Origin of the sequence: Desulfuribacillus alkaliarsenatis (genome assembly GCF_001730225.1) — a bacterium.
In the GTDB taxonomy this organism is placed as follows: Bacteria; Bacillota; Bacilli; order Desulfuribacillales; family Desulfuribacillaceae; genus Desulfuribacillus; species Desulfuribacillus alkaliarsenatis.
The window spans coordinates 1-17,451 of record NZ_MIJE01000007.1 but is presented as its reverse complement, the minus strand read 5'-3'; the positions used below and the strand labels follow the sequence as shown (position 1 = coordinate 17,451).

Sequence of the window (17,451 nt, the reverse complement as noted above, 5' to 3'; positions counted from 1 at the left end):
ATAAAACATCATATACTCCATTTTATCATAAATACAGTAATAACACGCATTTCTTTTTGTAGGTAAATGTGCCGATTTTTTGGAATTATAAACCCTTTGAATTAGGAAAAAAATGCTAACCCTATGGGCTAGCATTTAGTATTTTCCTATAAACTGCTTGTAGCTGTTCTGTCATTGTCTGTAAATCAATCTCTTGCTCCATAATCATACGCGTTCCTACAACTGATTCTATCGAACTGATAATTACCTCAGCTACAATAGTTGGTTCTAAATCGCTGTTAAATTCACCAGTTTGCTGCCCATGTATTATCGCCTTGTTGATAATACCTATTTTTTTTGCCCGTTCTTTTAAAATCAGTGGTGTAAATTCTTCTAAGGAAACGGTATGCTCTAGCATAATTAATCGATGTATCTTTGTTTGCGACTCAAGCATGTTAAAAATCACGTCTACCATGCCAATAATATTATCCCAAGAAGATTTACTTGTATCAAATTGCCCTTCAATAGCCTCTACATACTTTTGCATAATCGACAAAAGCATCGATTTGAAAATGTCCGCCTTGCTTTCGAAATACTCATAAATTGTCCCTTTACCAATGCCTGCAACTCGAGCAATTTCTTCAACCTTAGTATTATGAAAGCCATTTTCACTAAACACCGTAAGGGCAGCCTCAAGAATTTGCTCTCGGCGTTTTTTCTCTCTAACTTCCTTCTTTGTCATGCCTTGTATCATTTAACAACACCTTCTTCTTTAATGAACCATCCACGCACTTTGCGCTCTAAGTCATCAAACAAGGTATATACGACAGGAATTAAAACAAGTGTAATTAAAGTCGAGAATGATAGACCAAATACTACAACCGTCGCCATCGGTGCTTGCGCTTCAGCACCTTCACCCCAGCCAATTGCAAGTGGGATTAATGCCAATACAGTTGTTAAGGTCGTCATAAGGATTGGACGAAGACGCACAGGACCCGCCTGTAAAATCGCTTCATTTCTATCCATTCCCTCTGCACGCAGTCGATTGATATAGTCAACAAGTACAATTGCGTTATTAACAACAATTCCTGCAAGCATAATGATACCGATAAAGGCAGTAACACTTAGTGGTCGACCCGTTACAAACAGTCCAACAACCACACCAATAAAGGTAGCTGGTAAAGAGAACATGATAATAAACGGATAGGTAAATGCCTCAAACTGCGCTGCCATAATGATATACACGAGAATAATCGCTAAAATCAAAGCTAACAATAGGTCAGCAAATGCCGACATCATTTCTTCGCTCTGGCCACCATATATAATATGATAACCTTCTGGAATCGCTAGCTGGTCTAGTTGATCTCTAATATCATTCATTACACTTCCAAGGTCACGTCCATGGATACCTGACTCAACTGTAATCTGACGCACCTGGCTTTGACGGTATATTTGAGAAGGACCCGTTACTTCTTCAATACTTACTAACTCATATAATGGCACTTCAATACCAATCTGTGAGCGGATACTTAGCTGCTCTAAGTCCGTTATAGTCTGTCGTTGCTGCTCTGGATAAATAACCCGCACATCAATTTCTTCACCAGCAAGCTTCAACCGTGTTGCCACCTGTCCTTGGAATGCTGTACGAACCGTTGTCATAATCTGGTTATTACTAATTCCGTAGCGTGCTAGTCGCTCCCTATCAAAGGTCATTAGCAGCTCTGGTCTACCTTCTTCCATATTATGCTTGACTTCACGGGTTCCATCTACCAGCTTGACTTCTTCAGTAACTACATAGGCAATCTCTTGTAATATATCTAGATCATCACCCTGAACACGGATTTGCAGTGGTGCGCCCATATCACCCATGGCATCTGCTTCTCTAATACGAATCTCAGCATCTGGAATGTCTAAGGCGTTAACTTGCGCCCGTAGCTCTTCAACTACCTCTGAAGTACTGCGAACTCGCTCATGTAAAGGAACTAATTTGACAAATAGATTGGCCCGTTCTGTTACTGTAGCACCGCTAAAATCCATGCCACCACTAGCACCTATGGTCGTAAACACCGTGTCGAGCTCTGGAATTCCATATACATACTCTTCAATCATATTCGTTATACGTTCAGTCTCATCTACAATAGTTCCCTTAGGCATCGTAATATCAACGGTCATTTCGCCCATATCCATCACAGGGATAAACTCCGTACCAACGAAAGGTACTAAAACCATACTAGCTATTAATAGAATAAGTGTTGCAAAAACAACAGTCTTACGACGGGATAACGCCCAACGAAGTAATCCTTTATACTTAATAGTCAACAATTCAATTAGATTGCCAAAGGCATCGATAATTTTTCTGCTTTTCTGTTCTGATTCAACCTTCAATAATCTTGATGCTAGCATAGGAATTAAAGTTAAAGCAACCATCAATGATGCAAAAATTGAAATAGAAACTGTCAGCCCTAATGCTTGGAAAAACTGCGCAGCCATTCCATCGACGAATACGATTGGTAAAAATACTGCAATTGTCGTAAAAGAAGCTGCCAGTACTGCAAGGCCAACTTCACTGGCTCCAACTTTAGCTGCTTCAATATTTCCTTTGCCCAGTTGTCTATGTCGATAAATATTTTCCAAAACAACTATCGCACTATCAACCATCATTCCGACACCGAGTGCTAATCCACCTAGTGTCATCATATTTAGCGTCTGCCCAGCGAAGTAAAGCATTGTGAATGTAGCAATAATCGCAAATGGCATCGCCAAACTAATAACAAGTGTGCTGCGGAAATTTCTCAAGAACAGATACAGTACAAATAGGGCAATAACACCCCCGATGATGATATTTCGAATTACCGTATCAATTGTCCCTTGAATAAACATCGCTTGGTCAAATACTGGTGTCATTTCCATATTACTAGGAAGCTGACCGCTATTAATAAGCTGCTCTAATGCCCTCGTTACCTGGTTGGAAACTTGCACAGTATTAGCGTCAGTCTGCTTGAAAATGTTAATTTCAATACTTGCTATTCCATTCATACGTGTAACTTGTTTCGTTTCACGAAAACCATCTTTAACCTCTGCGAAATCTTTCAGCTTAATCTGACTGCCATTAGCTAAATGAAAGATGACTTCAGAAATATCCTGAGATGACTTAAATTCGCCATCCATACGGACGTATAATTCCCTGGTGCCCTTTTCGATATCGCCCCCAGGCAGGGTTATATTCTCTGACATCAGAGTCTGCGACACCTGACTTAGGGTAAGTCCGTAAGCATTTAAGCGCTCTGGGTCTACAACAACCTGGATTTCACGGCTTTTCCCACCTGTAATACCGACAGATGCGACCCCTGGAACACGCTCAAGGCGTGGCTTAATAACATCTTCAGCAACTTCCTTAAGCTGTACAATATCATGTCCGCCGCTTAAGCCTATCATCTGAATTGGCATAGCTCCAATATCAAGCTTTAATACCATCGGGTCATTAGCATCTTCAGGCAGCATGGCCTTTACCATATCAACCCGCTCACGAATATCTAAAACGGCAAAATCCATGTCCGTCCCCCAATTAAACTCTATCATTACCTGGGACGATCCAGGCTGGGAGACGGATTGGACATCTTTGAGGTTTTCTATAGTTCCTAACACTTCTTCTAATGGTCTTGTAACTAAGTTTTCTACCTCATGGGGAGAAGCGCCATCATAGCTCGTAATTACAAGTGCCATTGGAAATACTAAATCGGGATATAGGTCTACGTTAAGCTTAGTAACAGAAACCATCCCTAGGATTACAATTGCAATCACCAGCATCGTAATGGCAACTGGACGATTGATAGATATATGACTAATCTTCATCCACTACCACCACTTCCGTAACCCTAACCTTGCCTTGATCCTGCAATAGACTTTGGCCCCTAACCACTACCTGTTGACCGACTTCTAAACCGTCAACAACTTCAGTCCAGCGGGCAGAAGCACCTCCTGTAACAAGTTCTTGTAAGAAGGCAACGTCATCTTCGATTACAAATACACTCGTCTGCTGTCCGCTCGTAATGATAGCATCGTTAGGGACAAGTGGCACAGGCTCTGAACCTTGCTCTGTTAGTGCAATACGGGCCATCATTCCAGCTCGCAGTGAGCCATCATTTTCGATTTGCAGCTCCACCGGGAAGGTTTTCGACTGACGGTCAGCCGATAGACCAATATGCGTAACGCGTCCCTCTAGCTGCATTTGCATAGCAGGGATATGCACAGGCATAATATCACCAATATTCACTTTAGCTATTGAGTGCTCTGGAATTGGTATTTTCACTAACATGGGGTTTGTAGTAGCCAGTGTCATCGCCGCTTGCTGACCGACTAATTCTCCCACGTTAACATTTACAACTGATACGACACCTGCCACAGGAGCAGTCACAACAGTGTCAGCTAGCTGCGCTCTGATTATTTCTAGACCTGTAACTGCTTGCGCTAGACTAGCCTCAGCAATTTGAATTGATTCTCTTTGCTGTGCCGCTGCTAGCTCCATTTTCGCTGACTGCAGGCTAGCCTCAGCGATTTCAATAGAATCCTTCTGTTGTGCAGTTTCTAAATCTTCTTTTGCCGACTGTAATTGTAGTTTGCTAGATGAATAGCGCATCTCAGCACCCTCAAATTCAACCCTTGGAATAGCGCCAGCTTCAAATAACGCTTTCATACGAACCAATTGAGTTTCTGCATCGTTATATGCATCAGTAGCGTTTGCTAAGGCGATTTCCGCTTTTATAATATTATTATTCCTTTGTAGAATTGCTTGGCTTAATTGTGCTTCAGAAGTACGTACGCCTATTTCAGCTCTCTTAATAGAGTTCTCGGCTTGAGTAATAGTTTGATTTAGTTGCGCCTCAGAAGCCCTAACAGAATCTTCTGCACGCTTTACTTCCCTTTGCAGGTCAGAAGCATCAATCGTAAATAGTCTTTGGCCTTGTGCGACTGTGTCCCCTGCACTTACATCAACACTAGCTACTTTTCCAGAAACCTTCGGTATGATTGCAGTTTCTCGAGCTAACTCTAAATCCCCTGTATAACTAGCTCCGCGACCTACATTACCTTCTATAACCTCGGCAACAGCAACAGGTGTTATACGCTCCTCTGCTGGTACACTATCAGCTGGCTCTGAGCCTTGACAGGCAGCTAATAACATAATTGAAACTGCTAACATCAAACCTAATAACATCATCTTGCCATATTTATTACTAAACAACTATTTCCCCTCCATTTTGTATACTCTAGTATCTTGTGTTGTTCTAGCATCTGCATTAAACAACCCATGGCATCAAAAACATATGCACAAATTAGAAACATATGCGCAAAAATTGACCCACGGGTTCTGAAAACTCTATTTAATTTTACCGACTGACGAGTCAGAAGTCAATGAAAATTTCAACAGATTTTCTAGCAAATCATTACTGTGTTTGATGCAAAGTGCTCTAGTTAAGTAGTTAGATGTAATGTGCTCTAATTATTATGTAAAATGTTTTATAACAAATGACCTGATGCTCTCTAACTTCTTATCAGCTTCCGTTTCTGTATCCGCCTGCACAGCAAAGTAGAACTTAATTTTCGGTTCTGTTCCAGACGGTCGTACACAAAACCAAGACTGATCTTCGAGAGTGTAGCGAATAACATTCGATTTCGGAAGTTTTATAGCTGTCAAGTTGGATTCCATCAATAGTTGCTTTTCTGATGTTTCGTAATCCGCTATTTCTGTAGCTACTAAACCTGCCACTTCTTTTAGTGGTTGTTTGCGAAGCTTTGTCATCATAGCTAAGATTTGCTGCTGTCCTTGAAGTCCTTTTAGTGAAATCGTTTCTAATGCTTCTTTATAATAGCCGTACCTCTGATAGATTTCCTGAAGCCCTCGAAAGAGTGTCTTGCCTTTTGATTTATAATAAGCCGCAACCTCCGCAGCCATGACAGCAGCTTGGATCCCATCCTTATCACGAGCGAAATCTTTTATCAAGTAGCCATAGCTTTCCTCATAACCAAACTGGAACTCTTTAGACCCTGTTTGCGTATATTCCTCAATTCGTTCACCGATATATTTAAAGCCTGTCAATGTATCCTCTGTTTCCACACCGTAATTATCAGCAATTACACGACCCAGTTCTGATGTTACAACTGTTTTAATCATGATGGCATTTGCAGGCAGGGTTCCCTGAGCCTTTCGCTGAGATAGTATGTATTCTAGTAAAATAGCGCCCGTTTGATTGCCTGTTAACAGTACGTAATCACCCTGACCACCCTTCGTTAACACTCCCAAGCGGTCACCATCTGGGTCTGTTCCAATGATAATATCGGCATCGACATCTTTGGCGTAACTAAGTGCCAGCTCAAAGGCCGCCGGCTCTTCAGGGTTTGGAAAAGCGACTGTGGAGAAGTTAGGGTCTGGATGCTCCTGTTCTTTTATAATCGTAATATTACTAAAACCTACACGCTCAAGTGCACGTGGTAGTGGCTTACCAGTCGTTCCATGAAGAGGAGTGAACACAATTTTCAGAGGGTTTATTTCAGCTTGGCGCTGAATCATCTCTGGCTGCAGAACAATTTCTTCTACATGCTTGAAGTACGACTCTAGGACTTCACCATCAGTATCTAGCCACACGAGTAATCCCTGTTCTTCAGCATCTTCTAGAGTAATGAGTGGGATAGCAAAAATATCTTCTACTGCTTCAATGTTATCCATAATTTCATTAGCTCGTTCAGATGCAACCTGGGCTCCATCTGACCAATACACCTTATAGCCGTTATATTCAGGCGGATTATGGCTAGCCGTCACTACTATTCCCGTAGTTGCTTGCAGCTCACGGACAGCAAACGACAGGGTTGGCGTTGGCTGCAGCTCTCGAAACACATATGCACGAATACCATTCGCCGCTAAGACGCGAGCAGCTTCCTCAGCGAATAATCGTGATTTGTGTCGGCAATCGTAGGCGATAACAGCTGAAGGAATCACCTCATCACAGGTCAATTTTTTATCTCGACAAGCGATTTCAATCGATTTAGCTAAACCTTGGGTTGCTTTGCGAATCATATACACATTCATCCTACTAGTACCTGCCCCGAGAATTCCCCTTAGCCCCCCAGTGCCGAATTGGATGTTTCCATAGAATCGTTCTTGTATTTCTTCGTCCTTGTCTTTAATAAGTACTAACTCTTCCTTAAGCTCTGGATCAAGCTGTTCAAATTCTAGCCATTTGGCATACTCTGTTGAGTAATTAGTGCTCATGCTTCAATCCTCTCCTTATGTGAATCTTTTGCGTGTCTATTTGTATTTCCGCCTACCTTATCGTTAAAATGGCGCTAAGAATGATTATATTCAGTATAGCAAATATTATGCTAACAAACACAATTATATTGGAATATATGGTTGCTAAGAATCATAGTCAATATCTAAGTCATGAACTTCAAAATGGGCATCTTTTAGAACCTTAGCTAAATGTTCTAGTGGTGTACTTGAAACCTCACCATACATTCTTCTCGTATAGATGTGGGTGGCATTAGGCAGCATTTGCTTAATCCACTTGCGAATTTTGTTTCCAGATTCATCTGCATCGACAAGTACGTATACATCTTCATCTTCATATGGTAATAACAGGTCGTTAATTTTCTCTTCCCCTAGCGTGCCGTAAGTGCAGATTATATGTACAGGCTCCGCTAAAATTTCTAGCAGCTTATTTTTATCGTTTTTGCCTTCGACAATAATAACTTTCTTGCAATCAGAGTTTACTGAGTTAACATTATGCATATTTTCGTTGTACATATTCTCGTTGATCATATTAACAAACCACCTCCTAAACACTATTTTATCTTTCCCATTAATACTCAAACATCGCCGAGTAACGACGATGCTGTTAGGTTATTCTATACAAACTCCGCCCCAATATTTCATGTTATTGTAATATATATTATATATCATTTGTAATATTTTACAACGAACCTTAATCTACATTAACAAATACTCCCTAAAAAACATGGAGTTATAGTACACACATAGAAAAACAGCTAGCAAGCGAAACGTGTCCGCATACTAGCTGTCTCATAGTTAAATATTATACCAAACCTATAATTTATACTTCTTCTGTCGTTTCTTCAGTTGTTTCTTCTTCAATTACTTCTTCTGTTGCTTCTTCTAATACGACAACTTCTTGAGTTCCTTCAACTAAAACTTCACCATCTACAGTTACTAATTGGAAAGTAATTGTGTACGTTCCTGCTTTAGAGAAGTTTAATGTCCAGTCAGTTGCTGCTGTGTAATCTGCAGGGATTGCAAAACCTGCTGCAGGTCCCCATGCTCCTTCATTTGTAAACGTGTACTCAGTTCCTTCGCTATCTACTGCTGTAAATGTTACTTCTGCATCTTCTACATCAGTTGCTACTGCGAATACAAAGCGTACATTCTCATATCCTAAGTCTTTAACTTCTGTTGCTGCAAATGTTACTGCAACTTCTACATCTTCTTCTGCTACGATTTCAGTTGGTAATTCAAAGCTAAACTCATATACTGAATGCTCTTCTACGATTGTTGCTTCTTCTAACACAACTACTTCTTGAGTTCCTTCAACTAAAACTTCACCATCTACAGTTACTAATTGGAAAGTAATTGTGTATGTTCCTGCTTTAGAGAAGTTTAATGTCCAGTCAGTTGCTGCTGTGTAATCTGCTGGGATTGCAAAACCTGCTGCAGGTCCCCATGCTCCTTCATTTGTAAACGTGTACTCAGTTCCTTCGCTATCTACTGCTGTAAATGTTACTTCTGCATCTTCAACATCAGTTGCTACTGCGAATGCAAAGCGTACATTCTCATATCCTAAGTCTTTAACTTCTGTCGCTGCAAATGTTACTGCAACTTCCACATCTTCTTCTGCTACGATTTCAGTTGGTAATTCAAAGCTAAACTCATATACTGAATGCTCTTCTTCTACTATTGGATCTTGAGACGATGGAGGCTCAACTACAGTCTCACCACCGCCACTTACAGTTACTTTAGATCCTGCTACTACATCTTGACCGTTAACTTTTACTGCTGCTTTTGGTTCAAACACCATAGCTGCAATAGCAGTAATGTTAGCACCAGCTGCTTTATTGTTTACTACAAAGTTAGTAATTGATGCTTGCTCTACTATATTAACCGCTACTGGGGCATTTACAACTACTGTGGCAAATTCTCCAGCAAGATTAGCATTAGCAGCTACAAACGTTGTACCTTCTACTACAACATTTTCTAGTACTACTTCACCTTCTCCAACACCTGGAGCTAGGTATAAGTCTCCTTCAATAGTTAAATCTTCTAATACTACATCTGCACTTCTTACAACTACGTTAGTTGCGAAGTCTTCAGTGTATGTTCCAGCTTCCGTGATAATTTCACCTGTGGAGTTCACAAGCATTTGTACTGTCTCACCACGACGAATGTTACTTTGTGGTTTAAAAGTTCCATCCTCGTAACCTTTTACATAGCTTTTCTCTTTAGCGATTGCTACATAGTTCTGTGCCCACTCGCCAACATATGCGAAATCCGCAAACTCATTACCTTCAACTGCTGACATATCAGCAAAGCCAAATACTTCTACAACAATTTTTGCTGCTTCTTGACGAGTGATATAGTTGTTAGGAAGCATAGTTCCATCTGGATATCCGTCAATGTAGCCTGCCGCTACAGCTTTAGCTAAGTCTTCAGCGTACCACTCATCACCTTGTACATCAGTAAAGCTTAGTTCTGCTTGTGCAACAAAACCGAACACACGGTTTACCATAGCAGTAAACTCTGCGCGTGTAATATTGTTGTTAGGGTTGAACTTACCTTGGTCATCACCTAAAACTACACCTTTTGCATGCATTTTAAGGATTTGATCTTTAGCCCAATGGTTAATATCATCAAAAACTACAGTTTCAGTAGATTCTTCCTCAGTTGTTGCTTCTTCCTCAGTTACTACTTCTTCCTCAGTTACTACTTCTTCCTCAGTTACTACTTCTTCCTCAGTTACTACTTCTTCCTCAGTTACTACTTCTTCCTCAGTTACTACTTCTTCAACCTGCTCTTGCTGCTCAGTTTGTTCTGTTACATCCTCAGTAGCAACAACGCTAGCTGGTACAAACGTAAACACCATAGCTAAAGCGATTAAAATAGAAGTAATCTTAACCGTAATTTTTTTCAATGCTATTCCTCCTAAATTGGTTTTATTGTTACAACATCGTATACACTTTTCGTATATACTCACAATATACATTAAAACAGCTTTTAGTATATCAGTCTAGTATATCTTTTTTCCAAATTAGGCAAAATAAAAACCTAACCACAGAAGATTGATAAATCCTCCAACGATTAGGCTCAATATTATTAATATAGATAAGCTCGCTCTAACTTACACCATTGATAAGTGCTTTTTAATACGTACCTGCTCCGCTTCCAACACTAATGTTCTTTTATTTAGTACTTCAAGAGCACTCTCATGCTTGTCAATCTGAATCTGCTGCATGTCTCTGACATCTGTTATTTTTTGTCCATAACTTCAAGAAGTGTGTGAAGGCTATCGTAAAGTTCCTTGGCAACCATGTCAATCTTAGCGTCTAGATGCTTAATGTCATCCTTTGTTGCGAAGTTCTTCATCTCTTCTCGAATATCTTTGATGTCATCCTTCGTTGCGAAGTTCTTCATCTCTTCTCGAATTTCTTTGATGTCATCCTTTGTTGCAAAGCCCTTTAGATCATCCTTTGTTGCCATGTTCGCCTTGATGTCCTTGATTTCTTCCATCATAATTCTAAACATTTCTTCACTCAATAGAATCACCTCACCATACTTTCATAAACAAAACTTGGAAATCGCCAAGTCATAGACGTAGGTGAATTCCTTAGTTGCCGTTATACTATCATCATTAAACTTTTAATATCTGATAGTAGAACATAGACTGAAATAATCCCGATGCATAGAACTTTTGTTCCGTTATCTTAATTATACAGCGAACACCTGTGCTAGTCAAGTGATATTTGGTATTTTAGAGGATGTTTTGTCCTTTTGTGTCTTAATAGTATATCACAGTATACTTCAATTTTGTTCCCCTTTTTTGGTTAGTATTGCATTATATAAAGTGTCAAATCGATTTGAATATCTAAACGAAAGGAGGTCACGCTAATGGCAGTTATAAGTGATCGTGTAGATAGCCGTGTTAGCTTAGTACTCGAAACTGGTACGGATGCATTTGGTTTTTCTATCTTACGTAGAAAAAACTATTCACGCATTAAGCCTATGGCCACTGACGAAGCTGTTTTTAATACAGCCGTCGCCCTGGCATCATTACAGGAATTCCCACTTTACGGGATTGACAGAACTGATACTAGTTCTTTAGAACAAGAGTAACAACAAGTTAGCTTAACTACAAGCAAGTTAAACAATTACATTTTAATAGATAACAGTGAATATCTAAGAGAAAGGAGGGCTTTAAATGTCAAAGAAACTCGAATTAGTATTTCGTAACGCTGAAGGTAAGCTTACTAGAATCGGCGTTGATAATCCACTTGAACCTATAGATGCTCAATCAGTGCAAGCAGCAATGGATGAAATCTTGGCTGCTGATGCTTTTGAACATGGCGGTGGCTTAGTAGAAAAAGTCGGTGCCCGCATTATTGAACGCACAGTGCAAGAAATAGATTTTGAGTAATGTGCCAAAAACTTATTTTACTAATCTTTATCAAGGCCACCTTAGAGCTTAGCTCAAGGTGGCCTTTTATTCGTATTTTACAAATTTAGATAAAGTTATTAGGGTGGTGAAAATCTATGGAAGAAATACTATTTAAGCTTGTATCAGAGTTTATTTTCGGAGCTGTAGCTGTGTATTTAATTATTACAAATCGTATGGACTCAAGGGAGCGTGAAACTCAGTTAATGGACTACCAAAGGGATTTACAATCAAAACTGACAAAAAGTGTTACTATCCAGCGTGAGATACTTTCTATGCTAAAAGGTATTAAAAAAAATGATGAACAGAAATTGTAATTTTAAAAAACAAGCAATAATAACTGCGAGGGGATCGAAATGATCCCCTTAAATTTCGCTTTAACTTTGTTTTGACTTTGTTTTGACTTCGACTTAACTTTAATTTAATTTAATTATTGGTTAATTTTATATACTCTAATAATCTTTCTATTAACACAGCCGCCTGTGCACGTGTTAGGTTGTTTTTAGGATGCAGTTTACCTTCATACCCTTTAATTAATTGCTCTGAAACCAATAATCGAAATGCTTCTATAGACCAAGATGAAATTTGCTTTGCATCAGCATATAACATAAGTTTGTCAATATCTGTACTAGCACTGTAATCTATTCCACCGTTATAATTAATCTTTTGCCCACTAGACGTTTTCGCATGTACGAAGTTTTTTGCATTATATAATATAACAACTGCTTGCTCTCTCGTAATATAATCTAGTGGTCGAAAAGTTTGATCATTATAACCATTTATTAAGTTATTAGTTTTGGCCAGCCTAATATAATGTTCAAACCAATCCTTTTCATCAATATCAACATACATTACACCCTGTGGATTAGATATGCTTGTATAGTCTAAATTACTGTGACTATATTGTTTACCCGCATGTAACCCTACTGCTCTAGTTAGAATAGTAACGAACTCCGCTCTTGTTATATTCCTGTTAGGCTCAAAATATAGCTCTCCATCTATATTTATTCCTTTAAGAATTTGTCTATCAGTTAAATTTTTTACTGACTCATAAGCCCAATGGTCAATCATATCTACAAAAGAGCTGCTTTTTACTACTAATAGCCCGTAAATACTATTAGTCAAGCTCAATATACGGGCATACTTAACTCCGTCAGCTTCATAAAATGTCGTCGGCACATGATAATATTCACCCGTATCAGTTATATATACTCCCGTACCCACTTGTTCAAATCCCCAATCACTTGGCATCTTAATATCTCTAGCTATGTAAACATTGAACTGATTAATTTCTTTAACATCGACTAGCTGATTACTATCTTGTATTTCTGTTGAACTATCCAAATTTACATATACTAAAAACTCAACTGGATTAATAATTTCAGCATCTGCTGCTAATATTTCTATTTTCTCAGATGCGTCATTAATCTCAAAATTTAAGCTTTGTAAATGTTCAAGTGAAATATCTATGTTGTTTAATTCATCAAGCGGAAAATAGAGTATTGAATTAGCTGTCTCTATATGTAATTTGGTTCTTTTTTCAATCAAAAACTTAGTCATTGATCCAGAAAGTGTAACAATAGTTTGTGATGAGTGTAATATAGAAACATGTATTATGGCATTATAGTCTAATTGCACCAACTGTTCTGCATTAATCAACTCATCTAAATTTATAACAATTTGACCTGTCTCTATCAACGTAGCTTCCATATTTGGTTGAATTCTAATCAGATTTATCACTGCTTGTTCTAAGTTTAATAAGTTACTATCAAGTTTTTCATCTTCTTCTATATAACCATTCTGTAATTCTGGCTCACTTTCTGTTGGTTCAGGGTCGAATGGCTCTGGGTCACTTGGTCCAGGGTCGCTTGGTTCTGAGTCACTTGGTCCAGGGTCGATTGGCTCAGGGTCACTCGGTTCAGGATTACTTGGTTCAGGATTACTTGGTTCAGGATTACTTGGTTCAGGATTACTTGGTTCAGTTTCGGTTGGTTCAGGTTCTGTTGGCTCAGGGTCGCCCGGCTCAGGATTTTTTTCACCAGGTTCACCTAAGTTGTCTTCTATTCTAGTTACTATCAATACATAGTGTTGTGATGATTCATTATCTTCTGCAATTACCACTACAACGATATCATTAGTCCCTATTTCCAAAGGAATTACTCGAGAAAGACCGTCTATGTCAATAGTATCTTCATTAACTATAATTGTAGCTTTTTCATCCTCAGGTAATACCCTAAGTTTAACTTGGTATACAGACTCAGTAACAATCGCTGAATAATGGTGCTGTTCCTTAGCAAACTCTGGCATTATTTCTGCTAAACTCTTTGTTCCATAATCATCAATTACGTACAGATAAAGTTCTGCTAAGCTTGAATTCGAACCCTTAACTTCCTCATGTTTCAAAAAAGCCATTAAATACGGGTATCCGTCATTGATTTCTTCATTGATATGCCAAATAGGCTGTACGCTATCTTCAGCCGCATCGAAATTCCAGTTTTCATAAGTCGACTTCTTCTTCATATCAGCTGTTGTCCTTCCGAACCCTTTTCCAGTATCTGATTGTTCCGAAGTATTGGAGTTATAATAACTATTTATCCATACGCTCACATTTGGTTCATTATACCCAATTAAACCGCCAACTAATCCTATTGTACCTACTCTCGCAACTCTTCCAACTGAATAGCAATTTATAACTCTCGCTGATGTACTTACGTTAGCTCCTACTAGTCCACCAACCATAGAACTTCCTGTAACAGAAGCTTTACTATAAGAATTCTCTACTCGCCTATTATTCGATCCAACCAATCCACCGACTCTAAATCCTGTCCCTACAACATCTCCAGTTACGTAGCACTCATGAATTTCTCCATGTTGTAAAGTTCCAACTAATCCGCCCACAAAGTCATTTCCATTAATATTAACATCCAATAAACCTATACGCTTTATAGTTACCTTTATATTAAACGATATTGTTGTGTTATTACCAACATAACCAAATAAACCAATATGATCTTGATTACTTCTATTTATTGCTAGATTAGAAATTGTATAACCTTGACCATCGTATGTACCTATAAAAGCATTCCCTAAAGAAATACCTATGGGTTCCCATCCATATCCATCGTTGTAACCAGCCCCTCCACTCGATAAATATTCCGATAGATCAATATCAGCAACTTGAATAAAATGCTTGTCCAAATGTTGTCTAACTAAATCTAATTGTTCTGGTGTTGCAATTTGATATGGATTTTCTTTGGTTCCCTCACCTTCAAACTCAAGCAAATCTACGGCACTAGTGAAATTCCAGCTAAGTAACATTAGCCCGCAAAAGACAATAGCAGTAACAATAACTCGATAGACCTTATACATTACCTACCTCCTCTTACTATTACTTATTTGATTTCCCTATTCTGCATAAATTTGCTAAATTCCTGCTATTTCTGACAAATTTTTATGAAATTTTACAAAACAAAAACAGCCCGCTTAATTTCGGACTGTTTATTATACAGATAAATATCTATGTCTTGTTAATACCATACGCACTTCGAAGCAGATAGTATATGCTAATTCCAACTAATGCACCCGCACTATCGATTATGACATCTCGAATTTCTCCACTACGACCTGGGATAAACAACTGATGCACTTCATCTGTAATTGCGTAAGATACACAAATTACAAAAGCGACTCCAGCCATCCGCCAGCCTTTAAATCCACTAGCCCATAAAGCATTGATAACAAGTACCCCTAGAACTAAGTAAGCAAAGAAATGAGCACCCTTTCTGATAATGAAATTCAGTGTGCTTATGTCAATTGCAATATGTGGCATAACTCTTTCTATAAATTGTTTTATAAGTTCTGTAATACCTGTGCTCAATTCATTTGATTCTGTGGCAGGCTGATGAGAAAGATAAAAAATCAGCGCCATCCAAAATAGCACACAAGCCCAGGAAATGTATTTGCTTGATTTATTCATTATACTGTAACTTTTTCTACATCTCTGAAGAGTTCGTCGCCTTTAATTTTTTCACTAAGATCTTCACAGCAGTTTTCCACCGACTCAATTGTCCAGCCCGCTACCTTCGTGCCACATATTACAGCTTCCGATAATGGTTTGTTTTTTATCAAACCCATAACCGTCCCAGAGAAAAACGCATCCCCCGCCCCAGTCGATTCCACTACATTGACAGGAAAAACTGGTTGGTATCCACTCGCCTTAGAATTAACATCGTAATATACTGAACCGTCTCCACCAAGAGTAACAACGAAAAACTGAATTCTTAGCTTTTTAGCAAAAGTTTCTACTAGCTGCCTTTTAAAATCTAGACTACTATTGGTAAAATCCGTTTCAAACAAACGATCAGCCTCAAAGTTATTGCATATAAAGCAATCCATATCCTTTAAAATCTCCGGGTTTGACAATATAACATCGAGGTTTCCAGGAATACCATAGATTTTTTTGTTATGTTCCTTTGCAATTGCAATCGCTTTACTAGTTATATCTATATTTAAATCCAGCTCTAGGACAATATCTGTGAATTCGTTGGCTATTTCAGTTATATTCTCATCTATAGTTTGCTTAAGTAGTGCTAAATCTGGCATTTGCGAAATTGAACCTGATAGACTCCCCTGCTTGTCCAAAATAGCTAGCCACATACCCATGCCATCTTCCTTAGCTTCTTTTATGTATTTTGTGCTTACTTTAGCAGCTTCTAAGCGCTCTATTACATCTTTCCCTAACGGTGTTGCATCTGCTGAGGCCATAAGTGTAGTTTGCAAATTCAACTTAGCCATATTTTCAGCGACATTTCGAGCCACACCACCGTGGAAAAACTTAATTTTTCCTAAGTTCCTAGCATCAGGATTGTACTCATCTCTAGCAAATCCTTTACAATCTACGAATATCGTTCCTATTACTAAAACCTTTGCATCATTACCCATACCCACAGCTCCCCTATCCTTCCCAATAGTTCGTTGACGTATTCTATCATACTATTATTATACTGAATCGTCTATGTGTATACTTGCAAATAACTATAGTATAAAAATAGACCCACTAGGGGTCTAAGAATAATTTTTGCTACTAATTCAATCTTATATAGGATAGGACTTATACTCTACTCTCCTGCAACCTTCTTTAATTTCTCTATAAATTCATGGTCTTTCTCGCAATTCACCAGTGTTTGTTCCATATTTTTTAAAAACTCTAGAATCATTTCTTGTCCTTCTTCCAATCGTTTAATTCTTGCTTTAATTCCTTGTTGCTCTTGCTTCATTCCTTGTTGTTCTTGCTTCATTTCTTGCATTTCTTTGCGCATAGCTTCCTGACCTGATTCAATCTTATCTAATTTGTCCAAGATAAGTTGCAATATTTGCTGTTCCATTCGTTTACCTCCGCTCCTCCATTCCATTCTATATTATAATATCATATCTCACTTTCTTTGCTAAGGTATATATTTCCTACTTCGTCTTCTGCTAGTTTTATGATAAAGCTTTTAATTAGCTATTGGTGCCCGGGTCTTTGACACTTTAATAAAGAAAAAATCCCAACAAGCCTTGATGTAGGCTTATTTTTTTGTCAATTTTTCTATTTATATAGTGCACAATGTTTCACAATGTGTTATAATATAAGCAATCGACAAGGGGACGGTGTATAAATGAGGCTACAAATTGTTAATTCAAAAAATGCTGCATCTTTATATGTGGTTAAATCAATTTACGAAAATGGAAAGCGTTCTTCCAAAGTTGTTGAAAAGCTCGG

At 38.5% G+C, this 17,451-nt stretch carries 14 protein-coding genes; 3 read left to right on the top strand and 11 right to left on the bottom strand.

The window, feature by feature from the left end; translation table 11 throughout:
* Positions 1 to 121: 121 nt before the first annotated feature.
* The 7 genes from BHF68_RS05490 to BHF68_RS05460 form a co-directional block, all read right to left on the bottom strand.
* Positions 122 to 733 (bottom strand): TetR/AcrR family transcriptional regulator, encoded by a 612-nt coding sequence (locus tag BHF68_RS05490; protein ID WP_069642653.1) that lies wholly within the window; start codon positions 731 to 733, stop codon positions 122 to 124.
* Positions 730 to 3,831, bottom strand: a complete 3,102-nt coding sequence (locus tag BHF68_RS05485; RefSeq protein ID WP_069642652.1) for an efflux RND transporter permease subunit — start codon at positions 3,829 to 3,831, stop codon at positions 730 to 732. The genes BHF68_RS05490 and BHF68_RS05485 overlap by 4 nt, the downstream gene beginning before the upstream one ends.
* Complete coding sequence (locus tag BHF68_RS05480; protein ID WP_069642651.1) at positions 3,821 to 5,218, bottom strand: efflux RND transporter periplasmic adaptor subunit; 1,398 nt, start codon at positions 5,216 to 5,218, stop codon at positions 3,821 to 3,823. Before BHF68_RS05480 ends, BHF68_RS05485 begins: the two co-directional genes overlap by 11 nt.
* A 261-nt stretch (positions 5,219 to 5,479) precedes the next feature.
* Entirely contained in the window at positions 5,480 to 7,243 is a 1,764-nt protein-coding gene (locus tag BHF68_RS05475; RefSeq protein ID WP_069642650.1) for a phospho-sugar mutase, read from the bottom strand.
* A gap of 144 nt (positions 7,244 to 7,387) precedes the next feature.
* The gene (locus BHF68_RS05470; protein WP_245669638.1) at positions 7,388 to 7,792 is read right to left on the bottom strand and encodes a toprim domain-containing protein; all 405 of its coding nucleotides are present in this window, start codon (positions 7,790 to 7,792) and stop codon (positions 7,388 to 7,390) included.
* A 292-nt stretch (positions 7,793 to 8,084) separates the two neighbouring features.
* On the bottom strand, positions 8,085 to 10,172 hold the full coding sequence (locus BHF68_RS05465; RefSeq protein ID WP_069642649.1) for an S-layer homology domain-containing protein: 2,088 nt from the start codon (positions 10,170 to 10,172) through the stop codon (positions 8,085 to 8,087).
* A gap of 335 nt (positions 10,173 to 10,507) precedes the next feature.
* Complete coding sequence (locus tag BHF68_RS05460) at positions 10,508 to 10,795, bottom strand: hypothetical protein (RefSeq protein ID WP_069642648.1); 288 nt, start codon at positions 10,793 to 10,795, stop codon at positions 10,508 to 10,510.
* 351 nt (positions 10,796 to 11,146) lie between these two features.
* Here BHF68_RS05460 and BHF68_RS05455 point away from each other — a divergent pair, with 351 nt between their 5' ends.
* From BHF68_RS05455 to BHF68_RS05445, 3 genes are all read left to right on the top strand, one after another.
* Entirely contained in the window at positions 11,147 to 11,371 is a 225-nt protein-coding gene (locus tag BHF68_RS05455) for a DUF1659 domain-containing protein (RefSeq protein ID WP_069642647.1), read from the top strand.
* An 85-nt stretch (positions 11,372 to 11,456) separates the two neighbouring features.
* Positions 11,457 to 11,672, top strand: coding sequence for a DUF2922 domain-containing protein (locus BHF68_RS05450; protein WP_069642646.1), 216 nt, complete (start codon positions 11,457 to 11,459; stop codon positions 11,670 to 11,672).
* A 116-nt stretch (positions 11,673 to 11,788) separates the two neighbouring features.
* Complete coding sequence (locus BHF68_RS05445; protein WP_069642645.1) at positions 11,789 to 12,007, top strand: hypothetical protein; 219 nt, start codon at positions 11,789 to 11,791, stop codon at positions 12,005 to 12,007.
* 109 nt (positions 12,008 to 12,116) lie between these two features.
* On the opposite strand, the gene BHF68_RS15910 is transcribed toward BHF68_RS05445, so the two are convergent.
* The 4 genes from BHF68_RS15910 to BHF68_RS05425 all read right to left on the bottom strand — a co-directional run bounded on the left by BHF68_RS15910 (position 12,117) and on the right by BHF68_RS05425 (position 17,074).
* Positions 12,117 to 15,059 (bottom strand): S-layer homology domain-containing protein, encoded by a 2,943-nt coding sequence (locus BHF68_RS15910; RefSeq protein ID WP_069642644.1) that lies wholly within the window; start codon positions 15,057 to 15,059, stop codon positions 12,117 to 12,119.
* 148 nt (positions 15,060 to 15,207) lie between these two features.
* Positions 15,208 to 15,666, bottom strand: coding sequence for a VanZ family protein (locus tag BHF68_RS05435; RefSeq protein ID WP_069642643.1), 459 nt, complete (start codon positions 15,664 to 15,666; stop codon positions 15,208 to 15,210).
* Positions 15,666 to 16,631 (bottom strand): carbohydrate kinase family protein, encoded by a 966-nt coding sequence (locus tag BHF68_RS05430; RefSeq protein ID WP_069642642.1) that lies wholly within the window; start codon positions 16,629 to 16,631, stop codon positions 15,666 to 15,668. Before BHF68_RS05430 ends, BHF68_RS05435 begins: the two co-directional genes overlap by 1 nt.
* Before the next feature lie 176 nt (positions 16,632 to 16,807).
* On the bottom strand, positions 16,808 to 17,074 hold the full coding sequence (locus BHF68_RS05425) for a hypothetical protein (RefSeq protein ID WP_069642641.1): 267 nt from the start codon (positions 17,072 to 17,074) through the stop codon (positions 16,808 to 16,810).
* Positions 17,075 to 17,451 lie beyond the last annotated feature (377 nt).

What these genes read in the sequence shown, in the direction of transcription:
- BHF68_RS05455 (WP_069642647.1), top strand. Translation starts at nt 11,147, where the DNA reads ATGGCAGTTATAAGTGATCGTGTAGATAGCCGTGTTAGCTTAGTACTC.
- BHF68_RS15910 (WP_069642644.1), bottom strand. Translation starts at nt 15,059, where the DNA reads ATGTATAAGGTCTATCGAGTTATTGTTACTGCTATTGTCTTTTGCGGG.
- BHF68_RS05470 (WP_245669638.1), bottom strand. Translation starts at nt 7,792, where the DNA reads ATGATCAACGAGAATATGTACAACGAAAATATGCATAATGTTAACTCA.
- BHF68_RS05450 (WP_069642646.1), top strand. Translation starts at nt 11,457, where the DNA reads ATGTCAAAGAAACTCGAATTAGTATTTCGTAACGCTGAAGGTAAGCTT.
- BHF68_RS05490 (WP_069642653.1), bottom strand. Translation starts at nt 733, where the DNA reads ATGATACAAGGCATGACAAAGAAGGAAGTTAGAGAGAAAAAACGCCGA.
- BHF68_RS05475 (WP_069642650.1), bottom strand. Translation starts at nt 7,243, where the DNA reads ATGAGCACTAATTACTCAACAGAGTATGCCAAATGGCTAGAATTTGAA.
- BHF68_RS05430 (WP_069642642.1), bottom strand. Translation starts at nt 16,631, where the DNA reads ATGGGTAATGATGCAAAGGTTTTAGTAATAGGAACGATATTCGTAGAT.
- BHF68_RS05485 (WP_069642652.1), bottom strand. Translation starts at nt 3,831, where the DNA reads ATGAAGATTAGTCATATATCTATCAATCGTCCAGTTGCCATTACGATG.
- BHF68_RS05425 (WP_069642641.1), bottom strand. Translation starts at nt 17,074, where the DNA reads ATGGAACAGCAAATATTGCAACTTATCTTGGACAAATTAGATAAGATT.
- BHF68_RS05445 (WP_069642645.1), top strand. Translation starts at nt 11,789, where the DNA reads ATGGAAGAAATACTATTTAAGCTTGTATCAGAGTTTATTTTCGGAGCT.
- BHF68_RS05435 (WP_069642643.1), bottom strand. Translation starts at nt 15,666, where the DNA reads ATGAATAAATCAAGCAAATACATTTCCTGGGCTTGTGTGCTATTTTGG.